General features: G+C 53.9%; 22 protein-coding genes and 1 tRNA gene. 17 read left to right on the forward strand and 6 right to left on the reverse strand.

Translation table 11 applies throughout. The features are described from left to right. Nucleotides 1-5 precede the first annotated feature (5 nt). The 6 genes from MIH19_RS11345 to MIH19_RS11370 all read left to right on the forward strand — a co-directional run bounded on the left by MIH19_RS11345 (nt 6) and on the right by MIH19_RS11370 (nt 5,062). Nucleotides 6-899 carry a DUF1365 domain-containing protein gene (locus MIH19_RS11345; protein WP_249004990.1) on the forward strand — a complete coding sequence of 298 codons (894 nt, stop codon included), beginning with the start codon at nt 6-8 and terminating at the stop codon, nt 897-899. After that, nucleotides 887-2,170 carry a cyclopropane-fatty-acyl-phospholipid synthase family protein gene (locus tag MIH19_RS11350; RefSeq protein WP_249004991.1) on the forward strand — a complete coding sequence of 428 codons (1,284 nt, stop codon included), beginning with the start codon at nt 887-889 and terminating at the stop codon, nt 2,168-2,170. The genes MIH19_RS11345 and MIH19_RS11350 overlap by 13 nt, the downstream gene beginning before the upstream one ends. After that, nucleotides 2,167-2,688, forward strand: coding sequence for a DUF2878 domain-containing protein (locus MIH19_RS11355; protein WP_249004992.1), 522 nt, complete (start codon nt 2,167-2,169; stop codon nt 2,686-2,688). The genes MIH19_RS11350 and MIH19_RS11355 overlap by 4 nt, the downstream gene beginning before the upstream one ends. Continuing rightward, nucleotides 2,685-3,494 carry a hypothetical protein gene (locus MIH19_RS11360; RefSeq protein ID WP_249004993.1) on the forward strand — a complete coding sequence of 270 codons (810 nt, stop codon included), beginning with the start codon at nt 2,685-2,687 and terminating at the stop codon, nt 3,492-3,494. Before MIH19_RS11355 ends, MIH19_RS11360 begins: the two co-directional genes overlap by 4 nt. Before the next feature lie 89 nt (nt 3,495-3,583). After that, nucleotides 3,584-4,396, forward strand: a complete 813-nt coding sequence (xthA, locus tag MIH19_RS11365) for an exodeoxyribonuclease III (RefSeq protein ID WP_249004994.1) — start codon at nt 3,584-3,586, stop codon at nt 4,394-4,396. A gap of 36 nt (nt 4,397-4,432) precedes the next feature. Beyond that, a complete protein-coding gene (locus tag MIH19_RS11370; RefSeq protein ID WP_249004995.1) occupies nt 4,433-5,062 on the forward strand; it encodes a TetR/AcrR family transcriptional regulator in 630 nt (209 codons plus the stop codon). Between the two features lie 44 nt (nt 5,063-5,106). On the opposite strand, the gene MIH19_RS11375 is transcribed toward MIH19_RS11370, so the two are convergent. Then, nucleotides 5,107-5,559 (reverse strand): phasin family protein, encoded by a 453-nt coding sequence (locus tag MIH19_RS11375; RefSeq protein ID WP_249004996.1) that lies wholly within the window; start codon nt 5,557-5,559, stop codon nt 5,107-5,109. 158 nt (nt 5,560-5,717) lie between these two features. Here MIH19_RS11375 and MIH19_RS11380 point away from each other — a divergent pair, with 158 nt between their 5' ends. The 3 genes from MIH19_RS11380 (at nt 5,718) to MIH19_RS11390 (ending at nt 8,641) form a co-directional block, all read left to right on the forward strand. Then, entirely contained in the window at nt 5,718-6,149 is a 432-nt protein-coding gene (locus tag MIH19_RS11380) for a TIGR01244 family sulfur transferase (protein ID WP_249004997.1), read from the forward strand. Between the two features lie 46 nt (nt 6,150-6,195). Next, nucleotides 6,196-7,311 (forward strand): ferrochelatase, encoded by a 1,116-nt coding sequence (gene hemH, locus MIH19_RS11385; RefSeq protein WP_249004998.1) that lies wholly within the window; start codon nt 6,196-6,198, stop codon nt 7,309-7,311. 127 nt (nt 7,312-7,438) lie between these two features. Then, entirely contained in the window at nt 7,439-8,641 is a 1,203-nt protein-coding gene (locus MIH19_RS11390) for an alpha/beta fold hydrolase (RefSeq protein ID WP_249004999.1), read from the forward strand. A gap of 123 nt (nt 8,642-8,764) precedes the next feature. Here MIH19_RS11390 and MIH19_RS11395 read toward each other — a convergent pair whose 3' ends face one another. Both MIH19_RS11395 and MIH19_RS11400 read right to left on the reverse strand, forming a co-directional pair. Continuing rightward, nucleotides 8,765-9,526, reverse strand: coding sequence for an SDR family oxidoreductase (locus MIH19_RS11395; RefSeq protein ID WP_249005000.1), 762 nt, complete (start codon nt 9,524-9,526; stop codon nt 8,765-8,767). Nucleotides 9,527-9,733: 207 nt separating this feature from the next. Beyond that, nucleotides 9,734-9,824 (reverse strand) — tRNA-Ser (locus MIH19_RS11400). Between the two features lie 375 nt (nt 9,825-10,199). On the opposite strand from MIH19_RS11400, the gene MIH19_RS11405 reads away from it, so the two are divergent. The 5 genes from MIH19_RS11405 (at nt 10,200) to MIH19_RS11425 (ending at nt 12,495) form a co-directional block, all read left to right on the forward strand. Beyond that, a complete protein-coding gene (locus tag MIH19_RS11405) occupies nt 10,200-10,919 on the forward strand; it encodes a Bax inhibitor-1/YccA family protein (protein WP_249005001.1) in 720 nt (239 codons plus the stop codon). Nucleotides 10,920-10,992: 73 nt separating this feature from the next. Next, the gene (gene tusD, locus MIH19_RS11410; protein WP_249005002.1) at nt 10,993-11,406 is read left to right on the forward strand and encodes a sulfurtransferase complex subunit TusD; all 414 of its coding nucleotides are present in this window, start codon (nt 10,993-10,995) and stop codon (nt 11,404-11,406) included. Nucleotides 11,407-11,408: 2 nt separating this feature from the next. Then, nucleotides 11,409-11,759 (forward strand): DsrE family protein, encoded by a 351-nt coding sequence (locus tag MIH19_RS11415; RefSeq protein ID WP_249005003.1) that lies wholly within the window; start codon nt 11,409-11,411, stop codon nt 11,757-11,759. Nucleotides 11,760-11,834: 75 nt separating this feature from the next. Further along, nucleotides 11,835-12,161 carry a DsrH/TusB family sulfur metabolism protein gene (locus MIH19_RS11420; protein WP_249005004.1) on the forward strand — a complete coding sequence of 109 codons (327 nt, stop codon included), beginning with the start codon at nt 11,835-11,837 and terminating at the stop codon, nt 12,159-12,161. Between the two features lie 13 nt (nt 12,162-12,174). Then, on the forward strand, nt 12,175-12,495 hold the full coding sequence (locus MIH19_RS11425; protein ID WP_249008990.1) for a TusE/DsrC/DsvC family sulfur relay protein: 321 nt from the start codon (nt 12,175-12,177) through the stop codon (nt 12,493-12,495). Between the two features lie 92 nt (nt 12,496-12,587). Here the strand turns inward: MIH19_RS11425 and nfuA are convergent, their stop codons facing one another. Beyond that, a complete protein-coding gene (gene nfuA / locus MIH19_RS11430) occupies nt 12,588-13,175 on the reverse strand; it encodes a Fe-S biogenesis protein NfuA (RefSeq protein ID WP_249005005.1) in 588 nt (195 codons plus the stop codon). Nucleotides 13,176-13,445: 270 nt separating this feature from the next. Here nfuA and metH point away from each other — a divergent pair, with 270 nt between their 5' ends. Then, a complete protein-coding gene (gene metH / locus MIH19_RS11435; protein WP_249005006.1) occupies nt 13,446-17,144 on the forward strand; it encodes a methionine synthase in 3,699 nt (1,232 codons plus the stop codon). 91 nt (nt 17,145-17,235) lie between these two features. Further along, a complete protein-coding gene (locus MIH19_RS11440) occupies nt 17,236-17,478 on the forward strand; it encodes a DUF2970 domain-containing protein (RefSeq protein WP_249005007.1) in 243 nt (80 codons plus the stop codon). Nucleotides 17,479-17,680: 202 nt separating this feature from the next. On the opposite strand, the gene MIH19_RS11445 is transcribed toward MIH19_RS11440, so the two are convergent. Beyond that, nucleotides 17,681-18,712, reverse strand: a complete 1,032-nt coding sequence (locus MIH19_RS11445) for a YhdH/YhfP family quinone oxidoreductase (protein ID WP_249005008.1) — start codon at nt 18,710-18,712, stop codon at nt 17,681-17,683. 49 nt (nt 18,713-18,761) lie between these two features. Then, nucleotides 18,762-19,859, reverse strand: a complete 1,098-nt coding sequence (gene sohB, locus MIH19_RS11450) for a protease SohB (RefSeq protein ID WP_249005009.1) — start codon at nt 19,857-19,859, stop codon at nt 18,762-18,764. Nucleotides 19,860-20,040: 181 nt separating this feature from the next. Here sohB and MIH19_RS11455 point away from each other — a divergent pair, with 181 nt between their 5' ends. Beyond that, complete coding sequence (locus MIH19_RS11455; RefSeq protein ID WP_249005010.1) at nt 20,041-20,355, forward strand: SCP2 sterol-binding domain-containing protein; 315 nt, start codon at nt 20,041-20,043, stop codon at nt 20,353-20,355. The last annotated feature ends 2 nt before the right edge of the window (nt 20,356-20,357 follow it).

Raw genomic sequence — 20,357 nt, forward strand, 5'->3', positions numbered from 1 at the left:
TCGCCATGAGCAGTGATTGGCTGGAAGGCAGCATACGCCACCGGCGCCAACGCCCAGTGCAACACGAATTCAGCTACCACACCGGTATGCTGGCTCTGGATGTTGACAACTGGCAGTTGGCCACCACGGTTAGCCCGTTGTTTTCGGTGGAACGGTTTAACTGGCTGTCGTTGTATCGGAAAGACTACTTCAAGCCAGACCACGGCCGTTTAGGCCAGGCACTGCGGGACTATGTTTGTGAGGCGACAGGCTGGACCCCCGATGGCAAAATCGAGCTAATCACCCACCCGCGCTACTTTGGTTACGTGTTCAATCCGGTCAGCTTCTATTTCTGTTACACCAAGGGTGATAACCCCGCCACCGGTGCAGTGCCAAGGGTAATCATCGCGCAGATTACCAACACCCCCTGGCATGACCGCCACGCATACTGCCTGGAAACCGTTGGACACGCGGCCAACAAAGCCGGCTGGCGCAGCGAGCAATTCGAGTTCGAAAAACGCTTCCACGTGTCACCGTTCAACGGTATGCATCAGAGTTACCGCTGGACCTTCAGCTTTCGTGGGCCGCAATTGCGCGTTCACATGAGCGTGATGGAAGAGAATACCCGTCAATTTGATGCCACCCTAGTGGTCCAACGGAAGCCGCTCAGTCGTAAGATACTGCATACCAGCTTGCGCCAGTTTCCGCTGGAAGCATTAAAAGTCAGCGCCAGAATATATTGGCATGCGCTGAAACTGAAACTGAAAGGTGCACCGTTTTACAGTCATCCGGACAAGTTGGAACCCAACGACCCGGCGTTCAGGCTGGGGCAAGAGGATTGCGGTTTGGATCTTGTACTAGAGCAATCCAATGATCAATCTCAAGGAACAAGTGGAAAGGTAAGCTCATGGAGAATATGAATACGTCCTCAGCGGTTTCGGCGAAAATAACAGCCGCGCGGCAGCCTTCTTCAATGGCGAGCCGGGTGGCGCGTTCACTGGTAATGCAGCAGCTGACCCGCCTGCAACAAGGCACACTGGTTATTCGTGAAGCCGGCGCCAGCGATGTCACCGTAGGAGACGGCAACAGCGCTTACCCTGTTGCCGAGTTGGTCATCCACAATCACAGCACCTGGCGCGATCTACTCACCGGCGGCAGCATAGGGGCAGCTGAAGCCTATGTAGCCGGCGACTGGAACTCCCCGAACCTGGTGTACCTGCTGCGTTTTTTCAGCCGCAACATTGATTTGATGAATCGATTTGAAGACCGTTTCAGCTGGGTAACGAAGCCCACCCTGAAAGGCCTGCATTGGCTTAATCGCAATACGCCAGAAGGGTCGCGTAAAAATATCAGTGCCCATTACGATCTCGGCAATGACCTGTTCGAGCTGTTTCTAGACCCTTCCCTGATGTATTCGTCGGCCATCTATCAGGCGCCGGAAAGTACTCTGGACGAAGCGTCAGCCTATAAACTCAATGTTATCTGCCGCAAGCTGGAACTCAAACCTAGCGACCAAGTCCTTGAAATCGGTACTGGTTGGGGCGGTTTCGCTATCCACGCTGCCAAGCATTACGGCTGCCACGTGACCACCACCACCATTTCGGCTGAACAACTGGCGCTGGCAAAACAAAGGGTTGAAGCAGAAGGCCTGCAAGACCGCATTACATTGCTATTTGATGACTACCGCGACCTAAGCGGCCAGTACGACAAACTGGTGTCTATTGAAATGATTGAAGCCGTTGGCCCACAGTTTCTGCCTAGTTACTTCGGCCAAATCAGCCAGTTGTTAAAACCTGAAGGCCTTGCGCTTATACAAGCCATCAACATGCCTGAACAGCGTTATCAGCGAGCCTTAAAAAACGTTGATTTCATCCAGCGCTACATCTTCCCCGGCAGCTTTATTCCATCGTTCGGAGCCATGGTGGGCGCCGTGCGCGAGCAAACGGACCTGGTGCTTGCCCACGTTGAAGACTTAGGGTTTCACTACGCCCGCACTCTTAATGACTGGTGTCAGCGCTTCCAGGCTCACAGCCAAAATCTTCACCAACGGGGCTATGACGACGCATTTCAGCGCCTTTGGCACTTCTATTTTGCGTATTGCGAAGCCGGGTTCAGTGAACGGGCCATTGGCGTAGCACAAATTGTGATGGCGAAACCCGGCCACAAACATGCACCCATTCATAGCGTATGATTGCCTCACAAACCTATCGTAACATTCTGAATTTCATCATGTTCGAGCTTGGTTGGCTGGCTTGCGTTATGCTGTCGCAAGCCTGGGCGCTAGCCATTGTGGCGATATTCTTGATGCTGCATTTTGTTCTGGTCAGCCAGTATAAAATGGACGAACTGAAATTTATTGTTATAGGTACTCTGGCAGGTTCTTTACTGGATGGCCTGTGGCTGCGCACCGGCATTCTTGCCGACACCAGTGGCGCTGTTGTCATAACGCCGCCCTGGCTGATTGCGCTTTGGGCAATTTTTATGACCTCGCTTAATCATTCCCTGAAGTGGCTAGGCCGCAACCGGCTACTGATGTTCCTGATAGTGCCCATTGCCGGGCCTTTTGCTTACTGGTCCGCCAGCGCACTAGGAGCCGTGACCCTACCCAATTTGCTGCCGTCTTTACTGGCGCTGGCCGTGGGATGGCTGGTGCTGTTTCCGGCGCTGCTGGCTCTGCGCGACTTTCTATACCCAAGGCTTGCGCCATGAACGCCCGCCAAGCTAAGTCAAAACTTGGGTTGTGTGCGACGGCTGCCCTTGCTGCAACGTTGGTCTGGGCGCCTGCTATGGCCGACGCCAGCGCTGAGTTCCGCTTCACCGGCAGCGCTCGCCCCCTGGGCAGCACAAACGCTGGCAGCGAGCTTTACCGCGAACAACATACAATACAGGGCGTCTGCCTCGGTAATCAGTTCAAACCGCAGAGCCACAGCGTTGAATATTTTGACGCCAGCTCTGATACCCCGTTCGCTTCCAAGCAGCTTCGCTATGACCGCGGCGACCCGCCCAGTCTGTTGCGCCCTGAAATGGAGTTCGTTCAACCCCGATTCAACGAGCGCCTGACAGTCCGCTATGATTCAGGGAGTGTTGCTATCGAATGGCAAGCACCCGCCCAAGAAATTGAACAGTTTCGCCTAGACAGTAGTAACAGCCTGGTGGTGGATGCTGGCTTTGACAATCTGGTCCGACAAAACTGGCAGACCGTGGTTGAGGGCGGCTCTGTAAACTTCGAGTTTCTGGCGCCAACCCGCGGCAGTTACTATGGTTTTGTAATGGAGCCGACCAATAATAAGAGCGATAGCGACCGCATTCGCGCCGATCATCTGATTCAGATTCGCCCGACCAGCCTGTTTCTACGATTGTTAGTGGAACCCATTTTGCTTGGCTATAACCAGCAAGGTGCCCTAACCCACTATTCCGGCCTGACCAATATCCGTCGCAACCAGCAAGAAAATATTCAAGCGGATATCGTCTACAGCGTAACGGAATACCCCCCCTGTCCGCTGCTGGCATCGTAGGCCATTCCCCAAGCGAAAACCAAGCGCCATTCCCTCGCGGTTTCAATGTGTTAAACTTCCATTAAACTTGTGCCGGAGAACTGTCCCCCATGATGTTTGTGTCATTCAACGTCAACAGCATTCGTACACGCCTGCATCAACTTGCCGCGGTTATTGAGCAGCTGGAGCCGGATTTTATTGGCTTGCAGGAAACAAAAGTCAGCGATGAAGATTTTCCGCTGGCAGACATTGAAGCGCTGGGTTACCACGTGCATTTTCACGGCCAAAAAACCCATTACGGCGTGGCGCTTATGTCAAAAATGGAGCCCGACGCGGTATACAAAGGCTTTCCTGACGACCTGGACAACGCCCAGCGCCGACTGATTACCGCAGACTTCACTGTGAATGGTGAAACCTTGACCATTATCAACGGCTACTTTCCCCAAGGCGAAAGTCGCGATCACCCGGTGAAGTTTCCAGCAAAGCAGAAGTTCTATGCAGATCTGATGAGCTACCTGGATGAATTGAAGCTGCGCAACACCAAAGTGGTGGTGATGGGCGATGTGAACATCTCCCCGACTGACAAAGATATCGGCATCGGCGCAGATAACGCCAAGCGCTGGCTGCGTAGCGGTAAGTGCAGTTTTCTGCCAGAGGAACGCCAGTGGCTGGGTGAAGTTGAAAGCCGTGGCTATACCGATGTGTTCCGCCACCTTCACCCCCACGAAGCGGATACGTTCAGCTGGTTTGACTACCGCAGCAAAGGTTTCGATCGCGAGCCGAAACGCGGGCTGCGCATTGATTTGATCATGGCCAGTGACAACTTGTTGCCCCAGGCGAAAAGCGCCGGCGTCAGCTATGATGTTCGGGCGATGGATCGCCCTTCTGATCACGCTCCGGTATGGGCTAGATTCACGCTCTGATTCTTTCTTCGCCAACCAGGGAGGTGGTCGCGCGTTATGGCAAAGATCAAAACTCGCGATCGCATTCTCGATACCAGCCTGGCGTTATTCAACGCGTTGGGTGAGCCGAATGTAACCACGCTGCTGATATCCGATGAACTGGACATCAGCCCGGGCAACCTTTACTACCACTTCAACAACAAAAGCGACATTGTCAGTGAACTGTTTGAAGGCTTCGAGCTTCAGATGCACGACCTGCTGGCCGTGCCTGTAGACGTCAGCATAAGCCTGGACCAGCAAAATTTCTTTTTGCACCTGTTGTTCGAAGCGGTCGCCCGCTACCGTTTTCTGTATCAGGATCTTGTCAATGTGCTGTCGCGCCATCCCCGGTTACAGCCAAAATTTCGCAAAATATTGAAGCTGAAAAACACCGCGTTCCACACCATTTGCACCAGTTTCAGCGCCCAGGGGTTTATGATCATCGGCACCGAAGAGTTAGCGACTTTATGTGACCAGTTAACGCTAACTACTTGTTATTGGAGCAGTTTTGATACGCTTTCACATCTTGATGATCGTAATGCGGTGGACCCCGGTCGCGGCGTATACCAGACCATGTGCCTGATGTTGCCTTACCTGGCCGAAGAAGAAAAAGAGCAGGCTTTGCTGATCAGCAGAAGCTATCTATAAAACAGTGGGGCTCTCTATAAAACAGTGGCGCTCTGGTGAGAGTGTCACTCTTCCTCATTATAGCCCGGCGTTAATTTCTTCAGGCGATCGAGTTCTGCTTCCAGACGCTCAACCCGCTTTTCCAACGTCATGACGTCTTCCTGCCGATACATCCCCAGGCGACGCAGAGCGCCAGATACCCGCTGATCGAACAAATGCTCGAGCTTATCCCAGGTGCCTGTGGCGCGCTCACGTACGCCCTCTACCCGGTCTTCCACCGACTTCAATTGTTTCTCGACCACACCGCGGGTGCGGTTTTCCATCTGTTCGCCTTCCTGCACCAGGCGTTCGAAAAAACGACCTGTATCTTCTTCGGCCTTGTTGAAGGCGCCTAACCCTGCCAACCAGATCTGTCGTGCCGAATCCTTTATTCTGCCCGGCAGTTGGGCATCGGAATCCTTTATTTTGTCCGGCAGTTGGGCGTCCGCGTCCGTATCTTTGTCGTGTTCATCGGTCATGGCAAAACCTCCAGGCAGGCGCCGAAGCGCGAGTTACAGCAAGGCTCCCATTGTATTACAGCCGGCGCCCGATTGCAGTGGAGGCTTTCTTTTGCATGTTCGCCGCGGTATGCGATTATGTGGGCTTGTTTCCAAACTCGATTCCGGGAGATAAAGCGATGGACCTCAGAAAAATTAATGACCGTATTTCGGTAGCACCTCAGATTCAGATAGCCGACTTACCCGCCATAGCTGGCCTGGGTTTCAAAACCCTGGTCGCCAATCGCCCGGATGGCGAAGAACCTGGCCAGCCGCTTATGGCGGACATCGAAAAAGCCGCGAGTGAACATGGCCTAAAGTGGGTATACATGCCGGTAGCCTCTGGCGACATCAGCGATGATGACGTGGAACGCTTTGGCGAAATGATCCACACAGCCGACGCCCCCGTACTGGCTTTCTGCCGTTCCGGAACTCGCTGTACTGTTCTGTGGGCGCTCAGTTCGGCTGGTGAGACCCCGGCAAAGGAAATATTCGAAAAGGCCCGAAGCGCTGGTTACGACATCAGCGGAATTGCGCCGCGGCTGGCTCAGCAGGCTCAGAAAAAGAGCTAATAAGCCGACACCCCCAATCGCACAGGCAATCAGTCAGGATTCATTCATGCAATTTAAAGGTTCCGAAAACTTCCGCCACAACCAGCCGGAACGACTGGGCGTGCTGGTTACCAATTTGGGAACACCCGATGCCCCAACCCCCTCGGCGCTGCGGCGCTATCTGGGGGAATTTCTGTGGGACCCTCGCGTAGTGGAAGTGCCCCGTCCTTTATGGTGGCTGATTTTGCACGGCGTTATCCTGCGCATTCGCCCGTCACGCAGTGCCAAAGCCTACGCCGGCGTGTGGCAGCCAGAAGGCTCGCCGTTAATGATACACACGGCCAACCAGGCCAGCGCCATTAGCGAAGAGCTCAAGGCCCGTTATGGCGACAATGTGGTGGTGGAGTTTGCCATGCGCTATGGCAACCCATCCGTGGCCAGCGCACTGGACGAAATGCAACGGCAAGGCGTGCGCAAAATGCTGGTACTGCCCCTGTACCCGCAATACTCCGCGTCGACGTCAGCCTCCACCTTTGACGCCATCGCCCAAGATTTTGCCAAGCGCCGCTGGCTGCCAGATTTTCGTTTTATCTCTCACTACCACGATTTTCCGCCGTACATTGAAGCCATGGCCGAGCTTATCGAAGCCCATTGGGCAGAGCACGGGCGCAAACAGAAGCTGATGCTGTCTTACCACGGCGTGCCGAAGAAATACCTGACCAAAGGCGACCCTTACCACTGCGAATGCCACAAAACATCGCGCCTGCTGGCCGAGCGTCTGGGCCTGGCAAAAGAGGAATACATGACCACATTCCAGTCAAGATTTGGCCGTGAAGAATGGTTGAAGCCCTACACCGACGAAACTCTGAAGTCGCTTCCCGGCCAAGGCGTCAAATCCGTGGATGTATTCTGCCCGGGCTTTTCTTCAGATTGTCTGGAAACGGTAGAAGAAATCGACGAAGAAAACCGCGAATACTTTATGGAATCCGGCGGAGAAGCGTTTAATTACGTTACGGCATTGAACGCAACGCAGGGACACATTGATGCGTTGGTCGCCCTGATCGAGCAGAATATTCAAGGCTGGCAAATACCGCAGAACAACCCGGAACAGCTGGCTCAGCGCCAGGCCCTGGCCGATGCGCAGCAGGCAGCTGTGTACCCCCACGAAACGACAAAACTGTAGAGTTTGTAGCGCTAGGCTTCCGTTATACCCGGGGACAGATTTCAAATCTGTCCCCTTATTCCTATTCAACTGTTCCCGTCATTTTACCTGTGGCAGAATCTTCAGCATATGCTAAGAGAACTACACCATGGTATCCGTCAAATCGCTACACGGTTCAGCCCAACTGCTTCTGGATGTGGCTGGTGGCGTTACCCGCATAGCCGAGCGGACACATCGCACCATTGTCCGCGAGATAAACCCGTTAAACCGGTTGCGTGACGTTGCAGGCGTGCCCTCTAAGGAACGGGAGGGCCATACATATCAGTTTATCCAGTCAACCATGTCTTCATTGCAACAAGGCTTGCATCGATCCCTTGACGGGTTCTCAGCGGATGACGAACTCCCACACTCGGCACAAAGCGAGAAAGTCGCAGCTGCGTTGAATGGTGTCTGCGGTGATCACCTGGAAGCCAGTAACAATCCCCTGGCGATTACCATGCATTTCAGAGATAGCCAGGGCACAAAACTGAGGCCTGACTCAGACAGCGTGGGCGCCCTGCTTCCCGACGCCAGTCCGCGCATCTTGGTACTGGTTCACGGCTTATGCCTGTCACACGAGTACTGGAAGGGCCACGACAAAGTGGATTTGGGTATCGAACTGCAGCGAGCCCATGGCTTCACGCCGCTGTATCTCAACTACAACACGGGCCGGCATATTTCCAGTAACGGCAGGGAATTAAGCGAACATCTTCAGGTATTAATAGATGCCTGGCCGGTCGAAGTTGAAGAGCTGGTTCTGATTGGCCACAGCATGGGCGGGCTGGTTATCCGCAGCGCCTGCTGGTATGGCAGCGAGCTGACATTACCCTGGACCAATCTGGTCAAAAAAGCGCTTTACCTCGGCTCACCCCATCACGGCGCCGCTCTGGCCAAAGCCGGGCATTTACTCACCTTCATCATGCATAAGTTCCGCTACGCCAGCCCCTTTGCGCTTGCGCAACATACCAGCGCCGGCATCAAAGACCTGCGCTATGGAAATTTGCTTGACGATGACTGGGAAGGTATCGATCAGGATGAGTTTCACCCAGACATCCGCAAGCCAGTTCCGCTTCTAAAGGGCGCCCGGCACTATTTCCTGGCCGCCACCATTGGCGATCACCCAACAGACTTTTCCAGCATCATGGTGGGAGACCTTCTGGTGCGGCTGGATAGCGCAAAGGGGCATCATTCTGATGATTTGAAGAAGTTGCGAATACACCCCGAAGACTGCCGGGTGTTTGAAAAATTGAATCATCTGGCGTTGCTCGACAACAAAGTCGTGCATGACCAGATATTGGAATGGCTGGCCTGATGAAACGGGGATAGATTCAGGAAAACATCGACACCGGGGACGGATTTCAAATCCGTCCTCTTTCTTTAAATTTGGGGACAGATTTTAAATCTGTCCCCTTTCTTTAAATCTGTCCCCTCACCCCTACTCTTCGTAAATCATCTTGCGCACCATGCCGCCATCCACCACGATATTTTGCCCAGTGATGAACCCGGCTTGAGGGGAAATCAGATAATGCACCATCGCCGCGATATCGTCGGGTTTACCGACTCTGCCTGCGGGATGCTGGGCGTGGTCCCGTGCGCTTAGGGGCTCGGGTTCCTTGCCTGCCTCTGGCTCGCGGGTATCTATCCACCCCGGGCTGATGCAGTTGACTCGTATTTCCGGCCCCAGGCTGACAGCAAGAGCGTGGGTAAGGGCCACCAATCCGCCCTTGGTGGCAGCGTAAGCTTCGGTATTGGCTTCAGACTGCACAGCCCTAGTAGAGGCAATGTTGATGATAGCTCCCCGGGTAAGGCGCAGGTGCGGCACTGAGTGTTTCGCCATTAGAAAGGGACCGGTCAGGTTTACATCCAGTCGTTTCTGCCATTCCGCCAACGACAGATCTTCCACCGCGCCGGTCACAGGGTCGGCCAGGCCGGCGTTATTCACCAGCGCATCCAGCCGACTTCCCCAGCTTATAAGCTGACGCAACGCCAACTTGACGTCGCCCTCATCTGCCACATTGCAGCGCACGTAAAGCAGATTAGTGGGATCCCCAAACGCTGCGGAAATATCATTCGCGGCAGTGTCATCCAGATCGAAAAAAGCGACGCGCCAATTCTGTTTCAGCAGATACGCCACTATGCCCCGGCCAATGCCATGAGCTCCACCGGTCACCAAGGCAACATTTCGATTATCGGACATCGGCCAGACTCCTTCGGAAACATAAGCGGAATACCCTGGCAGGGGCTAATAGATCTGTCCAGTTCACGTCCAGTGTATAACCGCATCGCTGTAAGACAGCCGAAAAAATAAGAAAACCAGGGCAGAAATTCAAACGTATTTACAGGATAGGTCGCAATTATAGACCAAAGGAATCTTTTTTCGGGGAATATAGGCTTGGGAAGAAAGTGGCGGTGGGTCAGGGATTCGAACCCCGGGAAGGCTATTAACCTTCGGCGGTTTTCAAGACCGCTGCATTAAACCACTCTGCCAACCCACCATATTCTTCCACTGCTGCCTAACGACAGCCGGGGGAATGATACCGGAATTCTTATCTCTGTCAACGCTCTGCACAAAATTCAGCGCTAGAAACTGAAAAAATCAGCTCCAAAGTTAGACCAAAGCTACGACAGACTTAAACCAGATTTACGAAATTAGTTAAACAAGCGTTACGTCAACTTAATGAAATTTTTCAAGCTTGCGATTGTCACAGTAGTTACCGAAAAACCCGACAAAATTAACCGCTTAATGATTGAAAGTTGTGAAATCGACATTATTATAGACTACAGTATGCAATCTTTTGACATAGCACTTAACCATTTTGAATAACACAGTTGGTTTGGAAAGCACCCAGTCGCTTTAAACGGAGATGACAATGGAAAACAGACAGTACAACGTTAAGCAGAGCACTGGCGACAAGATTGCCCGTGGGTCCGCGACCGCACCTATCAGTGCTTCAGCGACCAAGGTTCTGCGCAACACTTACACGCTGCTGGCAATGACGCTGGCGTTCAGTGCGGTGATGGCAGCCGTTGCAATGTCGATCGGTCTGGGTCGGGGCGCAAGCCTTATGTGTAGCCTTGGCGCGCTGGGGCTGATTTGGTTTGTGTTACCACGCACCGCTAACAGCTCTGCGGGTATTGCGGTCGTATTCGCTTTCACCGGGTTGCTTGGCCTCTCACTCGGCCCAACTTTGCTGTACTACCTCCAGTTCTCTAATGGCGGGCAGATTGTTACCCAGGCTCTTGGCGGAACCGCGCTGGTGTTCTTCGCTCTTTCTGGCTACGTTCTGACCACCAAAAAAGATTTCAGCTTCATGCGTGGCATGTTGGTCGCGGGCTTGGTTGTGGTACTTATCGCGATGGTAGGTGGCATAGTAGCCAGCATGTTTGGCGTTGAGATAACGGCCTTCAGCCTCGCTCTTAGCGCTGCTATCGTGCTGCTGATGTCAGGCTTCATTCTGTACGACACAAGCCGTATCGTTAACGGTGGCGAAACCAACTACATCATGGCAACTACCGGGCTGTACCTGAACATCTACAACCTGTTTTTGGCCTTGCTGCACCTGCTGGGCGCATTCGGTGGTAACGACTGATTTAATCTGGTTTTAACGTAACCCGAAGCCCCGGCACTTGCCGGGGTTTTTGTTTTCAGACAAGATTCCCAACATGACTGACATTTCTCTGCAAACCTACACACTGGTTATAACTGGAGCCCCCTACTCATCCCAGGCCCCTCAAACTGCGCTGGACTTTGCCCGTGCGGCCGTCGCCGCAGGCCACCAGATTGATCGAGTCTTTCTCTACGGCGATGGCGTTCACCTTGCCTCGGCCCTGATATGCCCGCCCTCTGACGAGCCCCACTGGCCTCGCCTGTGGTCCGAGTTCCTGGCGGAGCACCGGATCCCCGCCCTAGCCTGTGTCGCCTCGGCGCTACGCCGTGGCCTCATCGACAGCGGCGAGCAACAGCGTTACGAGTTATCCGCACACAACATAAGGGCACCGTTTGAAATCACCGGGCTGGGCGAATGGGTGGAAGCCGGCACTTGCAGTAAAGTTATCTACTTTCACAGTGGGACCTGACCATGACGGTGTTGATTGTGATTGACCAGGCGCCTTACGGCAGCTGGAGCGGACGCGAAGGCCTGGATATGGCGTTCTCACTTGCGGCTTTTGACCAAAGCTGCGCTCTGTTGTTCAGCGGTGCCGGTGTAAACTGGCTTCGCACGGGGCAGCAACCCGACGGCCTTGGCCAAAAGTCCGTCGCACAAAATCTGGGCGCGGCGGCCACTTTTGGCGTTGAGGCTCTGTATGCCGATGCCCAGGCTTGCCAACGTTACGGTCTGGCAGATGACGTTATAATTGCTGGCGTAACCCTGATAGCACCTGACCAGGCGTTCATGAAGGGCTTCGAAAAAGTGACTTTCGCCGGCTGACGGGCGGCGACCAACACCTGCCCCATTCGCGAAGTGATCAACCGCCTGTTAGGGCGAAAACCATTGGACCACCTTATGAGCCAGTCTGTTGCAGACTTACCCACCCACATTCACACCCTGCACATACTGAATAAAACGGCGGAGCATCCCAGGGCTGCGCAGTGCCTTGCAACGTTGGACATCTCAGACACGGTACTGCTGATTGAAAACGCGGTGTTAAGCGCGCCTGAAGTTGCTGCTGTGGCGCCCTGCCCGGTGTTCATGCTGGCCGCCGACGCCCGCGCCCGCGGCCTGGTTCCCAAATCCGGGGCGGGCACCGAAGCGACGGGAGCTACACCACAGATAGGCTACGAGCAAATGGTGCAATTGAGCGCTTTGGCCACACGCATCATCAGCTGGTGAGATTATGACGAACATGGGAAACATGCCAACACGTAACAATGAAGGTTTTCTGGAAGATGCCCATAGCTGGACATCGCAGATAGCTGAGCAAATAGCCGCGGACAACGGTCTGGAACTGTCGCCAGCTCATTGGGAAATTGTGCAGTTTTTACGGAACTTTTATCAGCAGCACGCCATGTCACCGCCCTCAAACCGGCTATTTGTAAAGGCGGTAAAAGAAGCTCTGGGTGAAGACAAAGGCAACAGCATTTACCTGATGCAGCTGTTCCCCGGCACTCCGGCCAAAAGCGCTTGCCGCGTTGCGGGATTGCCAAGGCCTACTAATTGTTTGTAGCGGGGCAGACAAACTGAGGACGGATTTTTGAGGCCGCGAACATGAAGCCGGGGACAGATTTGAAATCTGTCCCCTATGTTGGGCGAACGCTGTTATTGATAGTACGCGTTTTCAGTCACGGTGTGATCAGTCACATCGCGCACGGCGGTTATTTCCGGCACTCGCTCTTTCAAGGTGGTTTCAACACCCTGCTTCAGCGTGAGGCTAACCGCAGAGCAGCCCTGACAGCCGCCGCCAAAACGCAGTACCACGATGGAGTCGTCGATTATTTCAACCAGCGACACTTCACCGCCGTGGGACGCCAGGCCGGGATTGATTTCCGACGCAAGAATGTAATTCACCCGATCTGGCAGGGGCGCGTTTTCATCGACATTGGAAACCTTGGCGTTCGGCGCCTTGATTGTCAGCTGACCGCCCATTTGATCCTTGGAATAATCCACGTAAGCTTCTTCCAAAAATGGCACAGAAGCATGATCCAGATACAAAGTGAACTTTTCCAGATCGAACTGCTCGTCCGTCGGCACAATTTCATTAGGCGGACAGTAAGCAAGACAGGTTTCGGCATTTTTGGTGCCGGGCTGGGTGACGAAAATGCGCACACCCATACCTTTAACGTCCTGTTTTGAAATCAGTTCCGCAAGATAATCCCGCGCGGGATCGGTCACAGTTACCACGGACATATTCTCAACTCGCTTTAGAATTTGAAACTATTTTACGGCAGATGGCCGCAACATGAAAGACCAACCAAATTGGTTGGTCTTTATACGGTATAATGACTTTCCGCTATTGCTCCAGTGTGGATTATCCAGCGTATGAACTACGCCAGAGGCGCTGAATTTGCTATTATTTGCCGCCGAATATTAACGACAACGCTTTAGCGCCACTTTTACAGCGCTCAGTAGCCAGTAATGCCCGTGCCTGTTTTAAAACAATCGACGAAAGAGAAACCCATGACTGACCGCACCACCCGCCTGAAACAACTGCATCAAGCCCTTAAAGAACGCATTGTAATTCTAGACGGCGGCATGGGCACCATGATCCAGCAACTGAAGTTGGACGAAGCAGCATTTCGGGGTGAACGATTTGCCAATTACGCAAGCGATCTGCAGGGCAACAACGACCTACTGAACCTGACCCAGCCCGCGCTTATGCGCAATATTCACGCAGATTACATGGATGCGGGCGCAGACATTATTGAGACCAACACATTCAACTCTTCACGTCTGTCACAAGCGGATTATGGCTTGGAAGACATCGCCAAAGAGCTGAACGTGGCTGGCGCGCGAATGGCGCGAGAAATCGCCGACGAGTTTACCGCCAAAAACCCCGCGAAACCGCGCTTTGTGGCCGGCGCTGTGGGCCCTACGTCGCGCACCGCCTCGCTTTCACCGCAGGTGAATAACCCGGGCTATCGCAACGTGGACTTCCAGGGCCTGGTGGACAACTACTATGAAGCGGTAGAAGGGTTGGTTGAAGGCGGCTGCGACCTGATTCTAATCGAGACTATTTTCGACACCCTGAACGCTAAAGCTGCCATTTACGCCACCCAGCAATATTTTGAAGACAGCGGTATTGAACTGCCAATCATGATTTCCGGCACTATTACCGATGCCTCCGGGCGCACTCTTTCCGGTCAGACCACCGAGGCTTTCTGGAACTCCATTGCCCATGCGAAGCCCATCTCGGTCGGCCTGAACTGCGCCCTGGGCGCCGACGCCCTGCGGCCGTACGTGGAAGAGTTGTCCGCGAAAGCGGATACCTATGTCAGCGCCCACCCCAACGCCGGTCTGCCCAACGAATTTGGTGAGTATGACCAGACCCCGGAGGAAATGGCAGACATCATCGAAGGTTTTGCCCGCGACGGTTTTCTTAACATCATCGGCGGTTGCTGCGGTTCGCGCCCGGACCATATTGAAGCCATCGCTAACGCGGTCGCTAAATATCCGCCGCGAAAAATCGCACAGCCCAAACCTGCGCTGCGCCTGTCGGGCCTTGAACCATTTACTGGTGATGAACACACCCTGTTCATCAATGTGGGTGAGCGTACCAACGTCACCGGTTCCAAGCGTTTTTTACGCCTGATCAAAGAAGAGCGCTACGAAGAGGCTCTACGCGTGGCCCGAGACCAGGTTGAGAATGGCGCGCAAATCATTGATATCAACATGGACGAAGGCATGTTGGAATCCAAAGAAGTGATGGTCACTTTTTTGAACCTGGTGGCTTCAGAACCCGACATCTGCCGCGTACCCATCATGATTGACTCCTCCAAGTGGGAAGTCATCGAAGCCGGTTTGCGCTGTATTCAGGGCAAGGCGGTGGTGAACTCCATCAGCCTGAAAGAGGGCGAGGAAGAATTCCTCAAGCGCGCCCGAGACTGCATGCGTTACGGCGCCGCCGTGGTGGTTATGGCGTTTGACGAACAAGGCCAGGCTGATACCTTCAAGCGTAAAACCGACATCTGCAAACGCTCTTACGACGCGCTCGTAAGCATCGGCTTTAAACCCGGCGACATCATTTTTGACCCGAATATTTTTGCCATTGCCACCGGCATTGAAGAGCACAACAACTACGCGGTAGATTTCATCAACGCCTGTCGCTGGATTCGCGCCAACCTGCCCCACGCCTCGATTTCCGGCGGCGTCAGTAACGTGTCTTTCTCATTCCGCGGCAACGACGTGGTGCGCGAAACCATCCATTCGGTGTTCTTATACCACGCTATTAAAGCCGGCCTGAATATGGGCATCGTCAACCCCGGACAGCTGGTGATTTACGACGACATTGAGGCGGAACTGAAAGAAGCCGTAGAAGATGTGGTGTTGAATCGCCGCGAAGATTCTACCGACCGCCTGCTGGAACTTGCCGAGCGCTTCAAAGGCCAGGGCGTAAAAACCCCGGAAGAAGATCTGGCTTGGCGTGATCTGCCGGTCAAAAAACGCCTTGAACACGCTTTGGTGAAAGGCATCACCAGCCACATCATTGAAGACACCGAAGCCTGCCGGCAAGAAGCAGATCGCCCCATCCACGTGATTGAAGGCCCGTTGATGGACGGCATGAACGTGGTCGGCGACCTGTTCAGCGACGGTAAAATGTTCTTGCCTCAGGTGGTCAAAAGCGCCCGTGTTATGAAGCAGGCCGTGGCCCACCTGATTCCATTTATTGAGGCGGAGAAATCCGAAGACCAACAGGCCAAAGGCAAAATCCTGATGGCCACGGTGAAGGGCGATGTGCACGACATCGGAAAAAACATTGTGGGCGTGGTGCTGCAATGCAACAACTACGAAGTGATCGACATGGGCGTTATGGTGCCCTGCGACAAGATTTTAGCCGCGGCGAAAGAGCACAATGTGGACATTATTGGCCTTAGCGGGCTGATCACGCCGTCATTGGATGAAATGGTGCACGTGGCGCGGGAGATGCAGCGCCTGGATTTTCATCTGCCACTGATGATTGGCGGCGCCACTACCTCTAAAGCCCACACCGCAGTGAAAATTGAACCGCACTATAAAAACGACATCGCTCTGTATGTGTCAGACGCCTCGCGCTGCGTTAACGTGGCTTCAAAACTGCTGAGTAAAACCGCCAAACCGGACCTGGTAAAAGCGGCCCGGGCGGAATACGACGAAATCCGCGAACGCCGAAAAAGTCGAAGCGAGCGCACCAAGCTGGTGTCTTTGAAGGAAGCTCGTGATCGAGCACCCGAGATCGATTTTGACAACTACGTGCCGCCCAAGCCGGCTTTTTTGGGCGCGCGTGTGTTTGAAGAATATGACCTGAATGAGCTGGTGCCTTACATTGATTGGACACCGTTCTTTATTTCCTGGGATATGTCGGGCAAATACCCGCAGATTTTTGACGACCCTAAGCGCGGTGCGGTCGCTAAAACTCTGTTCGACGAAGCCCAGGTTATTCTTCGCAAAATGATTGATGAAAAGCGTGTAACTGCCTGTGGTATAGCCGGTTTTTGGCCGGCGAATCGTCGTGGCGACGACGTTGTTGTGTACACCGATGAAAGCCGCACTGAAGAGCTCGCCGTGCTGCACCACCTGCGTCAGCAAGATGAAAAAGCACCCGGAAAGCCGATGATGGCGCTGTCAGACTTCGTGGCTCCTAAAGGCTATGAACACCCTGATTACGTCGGTGGCTTCGCGGTCACCACCGGTATTGGCGCGGAAGAAATGTCTAATGAGTACAGAGACGCCAACGACGACTACAACGCCATTATGGTGAAAGCTCTGGCAGATCGTCTGGCCGAAGCCTTCGCTGAGCGTCTGCATGAGCGTGTGCGCAAAGAATTCTGGGGCTATGCTAATGACGAGAGCATGGACACCGCTGCGCTGATCAAGGAGCGCTACCAGGGCATTCGCCCTGCGCCTGGTTATCCTGCCTGCCCCGATCACATTGAAAAGGCCACGCTGTTTACCCTGCTGGACGCCACCGCCAAAACTGGCATCACCCTAACCGAGCACTTCGCCATGTTCCCGGCCGCTGCGGTCTCTGGTTGGTACTTTTCGCACCCGCAGTCCAAATACTTTGCCGTCGGCCGCATTGGCGTAGACCAAGTTGAAGACTATGCTGATCGTACCGGCCAAACCAAAGCCGAAGCCGAACGCTGGTTACAACCCAGCCTGGCGTACGACCCAGCGGAGTAACACTCTGCATAATGCGTGCTCCCGGTGCACGCCGGGCAGCGCAAACGCTTTGGTGTTGGCGATATTCTGATGTAAACGGTGGAGACCGGTTATGAGCGAAAAAAGCAACGATGAAATAGCTCAGTCTGATAACAAAACGCGGCCACGGATGGGCTTATTGAAAGTAATGCAGAGCATTTTTGCGGGCGCGCTGGGGGTTCAGTCTACTAAGCGCCACGAGGAAGATTTTGCCAACCCAAGCCCTTGGGCTTACATTATTGGCGGGCTTTTATTTACCACCTTTTTTATTGGCGGTTTAATACTTCTGGTAAATGTGGTGCTGGCTAGCGCCTGACCGCCCAAACCCAGCACCCGTTTTATTGGCCAGAAACCCAGATGACCGCTAAAGTGACCGCAAGTGCTATCAACACAACGGCCGCAACGGCGTCTACCAGACCATCACTACGTACAGATTTACTCATACCCGCTTCCTCGTGCTTAATTGAAAACAATTGCGCTTAGTTAAGCACGAATTGCGTAATCTGCCAATTTTCGGGTTAATTCAACCCGTGCTGCAGCACAATCTTACCGCTAGACTTAGCCGCCAAAAACGCTTCCAGTGCGCTGGCAAGATCATTGCGGCCAATTACCCTGGCCGATTTTTCCGTTTGCAGGCAGCGCCAGGGGCCGGCCAGTTTGTCCCAAATGGCTTGTTTGTCCGCCAGCGGAATTTCTACCGAGTCGACACCCAACAGGTTCACGCCGCGCAATATAAACGGCAGCACAGAGGTGGGCAATTCAATACCCGCCACCAGGCCGCAACAACTGACAGATCCTCCAGGTTTTACCTGCTTCAGCAATTCTGCCAACGGCGCGCCGCCTACGGTGTCCACCGCATTGGCAAACACCGGTTTTAACATGGGTTTCTTTTGCGCCTCCAGTGCCTCACGGCCCAAAATTTCAGACGCACCCAGGGTACGTAACGTGTCTTCCTTCTCGGTTTTTCCGCTGATGGCCACCACGTCAAAACCCAGAACCGATAGAATTTCCACCGCCACGCTGCCTACAGCACCGCTGGCGCCCGAAACAGCAACTTTGCCCTGCCCGGGTGAAGCACCCATGGTTAGCAGCTTGTGAACGCTCAGGCCGGCCGTAAGCCCTGCGGTGCCATAGGTCATGGCGGTTTTTGCCATCCAGCCCTCAGGCATGGCAATACACCACGCTGCTGGCACGCGAATGTATTCGCCAAATCCGCCAGAAGTGTTCATGCCCAAATCGTAACCGGTCACCAGCACCTGGCTGCCTACACCCAGTACACCCGCACTAGCGGCTAACTCAACCACTTCACCCGCGGCATCAATACCGGGTGTGTGAGGGAACTGTCGGGTAACGCCTTTATTGCCGGAGGCAGACAACGCGTCTTTGTAGTTAAGTGATGAGTGGCTGACCCGGATCAGCACTTCGCCAGCCGGCAAATCGGCTGTACTCAGCGTCGTTTCGCAGCCGCGATAACCGCCATCCTGCTCGCTGACCTGCCAGGCCTGATAAGTCTGTCCGTTCTGCTGCGGGTTGCTCTTAGATTCACTCATTGACGACTCCTGGTTTTGGGCACTGCAGGGCATTAACGACAGAGCCTTTTTAATGCAAGTTCTGATTGCGAAACACACTTAGCAAGCGCCAAACCGTATGCTCAACGGCGGCACTGGCTGCCAGCCCGAGTTTTTCCGGTAATGTGCGTTTGCGTTGATACGACACCGACACCACCTCTGCGCGTTCTGCCGATTCCAGCAAATACTCGTCTGAGGTTTGTATAACGTCAATCAGCTTTACATCTAACGCACGGCGACCAAACCAGATATCACCGTTGGCAACCGCCGCCATGTCTAACTGGGGCCGGCGCTCGCCAACGTAATCTTTGAACAGCTGATGGATGTCTTCAAGGTCTGCCAGAAATTTCTGACGGCCCTTATCGGTGTTTTCACCAAACATGGTCAATGTGCGTTTGTGCTCACCCGCAGTCAATACTTCAAAGTCTACGTTGTTCTTTTTCAGCAACCGGTGCACGTTGGGCAGTTGCGCCACCACGCCGATGGAACCCAGAATCGCAAACGGTGACGCCACAATGCGGTCAGCTACGCAGGCCATCATATAGCCACCGCTGGCGGCTACTTTGTCTACACACACGGTCAAATTCAGGCCTTTGGCGCGAATGCGGTCCAGCTGTGCCGCCGCCAGGCCGTAGGAATGCACCATGCCGCCGCCACTTTCCAGGCGCACCACCACTTCGTCGTGCTCCGGCTTAGCCACACTGAGTACGGCGGTAATGGCACGGCGCAGGCCCTCGGTGTCACTGGCTTTTATGTCACCATCGAAATCCAGCACAAACACGCGTGTCTTGACTGCGTCGTCCGCGGTCTCGGCGGTGTCGCTTTTTGCGCTTTTTGCGCTTTTAACTTTGGCTTTTACCTTTTCGGCTTTGCGCTCGGCTTTCTCTTCTTTTTTACGCAACTTGGCGAAGGCTTTGCGATCGAGGTCCGTCATCAAACGCGCTTCGATGCCCTCGCGCAATTTGCGGTAGTTGTCATTGAGTTTGCGGATGCGCAGTTCACCGTCTTCGTGTTCACTGCTTTTCTCTCGCTGGGCAGCGGAGATAATCAGGGTAATAATCACCACCAAAGCCAGCACCAAGGTAACGGCTTTAGCAAGGAAAAGACCATAGTCTGCAAGGAATTCCAAAGGGTTTCTCCCGTAGGTTAAAATAAGCAGGCAAGTGTACCCCAGAGCTCATCGGGTGATAACCCGGGCATAAATTAAAACAATCGTTTGAATGCACTTGACAGCTGTCGCCACCGGCCATAAAGTCAGGTACGGAGTCGGGCTGTGTCGCCGCCATCACAACCATTTAAAGGGTCAATTTATGTCCGTAGAACAAATCTTTGAAAAGCTGGAACAGAGTTTTAACGCCGAAGCCGCGCAAGGTCTGGACCTGGTTTTTCAGTTTGATATCGAAGACGACAAAACCTACCACCTGGTGATTAACGACGGCACCTGCAAGCTACACGAAGGTGCCCACGGCGACCCTTCCGTTACCTTGATCATGAACTCCGAAACCCTGGAAGACGTCGTTTCGGGTGAAACTGACGGCATGCAGGCATTCATGGCGGGACAACTGCGCGCCGAAGGCGACATGATGCTGGCCACCAAACTCGGCGACCTGTTTAACATGGGCTGAGT

The sequence above is a fragment of the Marinobacter sp. M1C genome, from assembly GCF_023314135.1.
Classification (GTDB): Bacteria; Pseudomonadota; Gammaproteobacteria; order Pseudomonadales; family Oleiphilaceae; genus Marinobacter.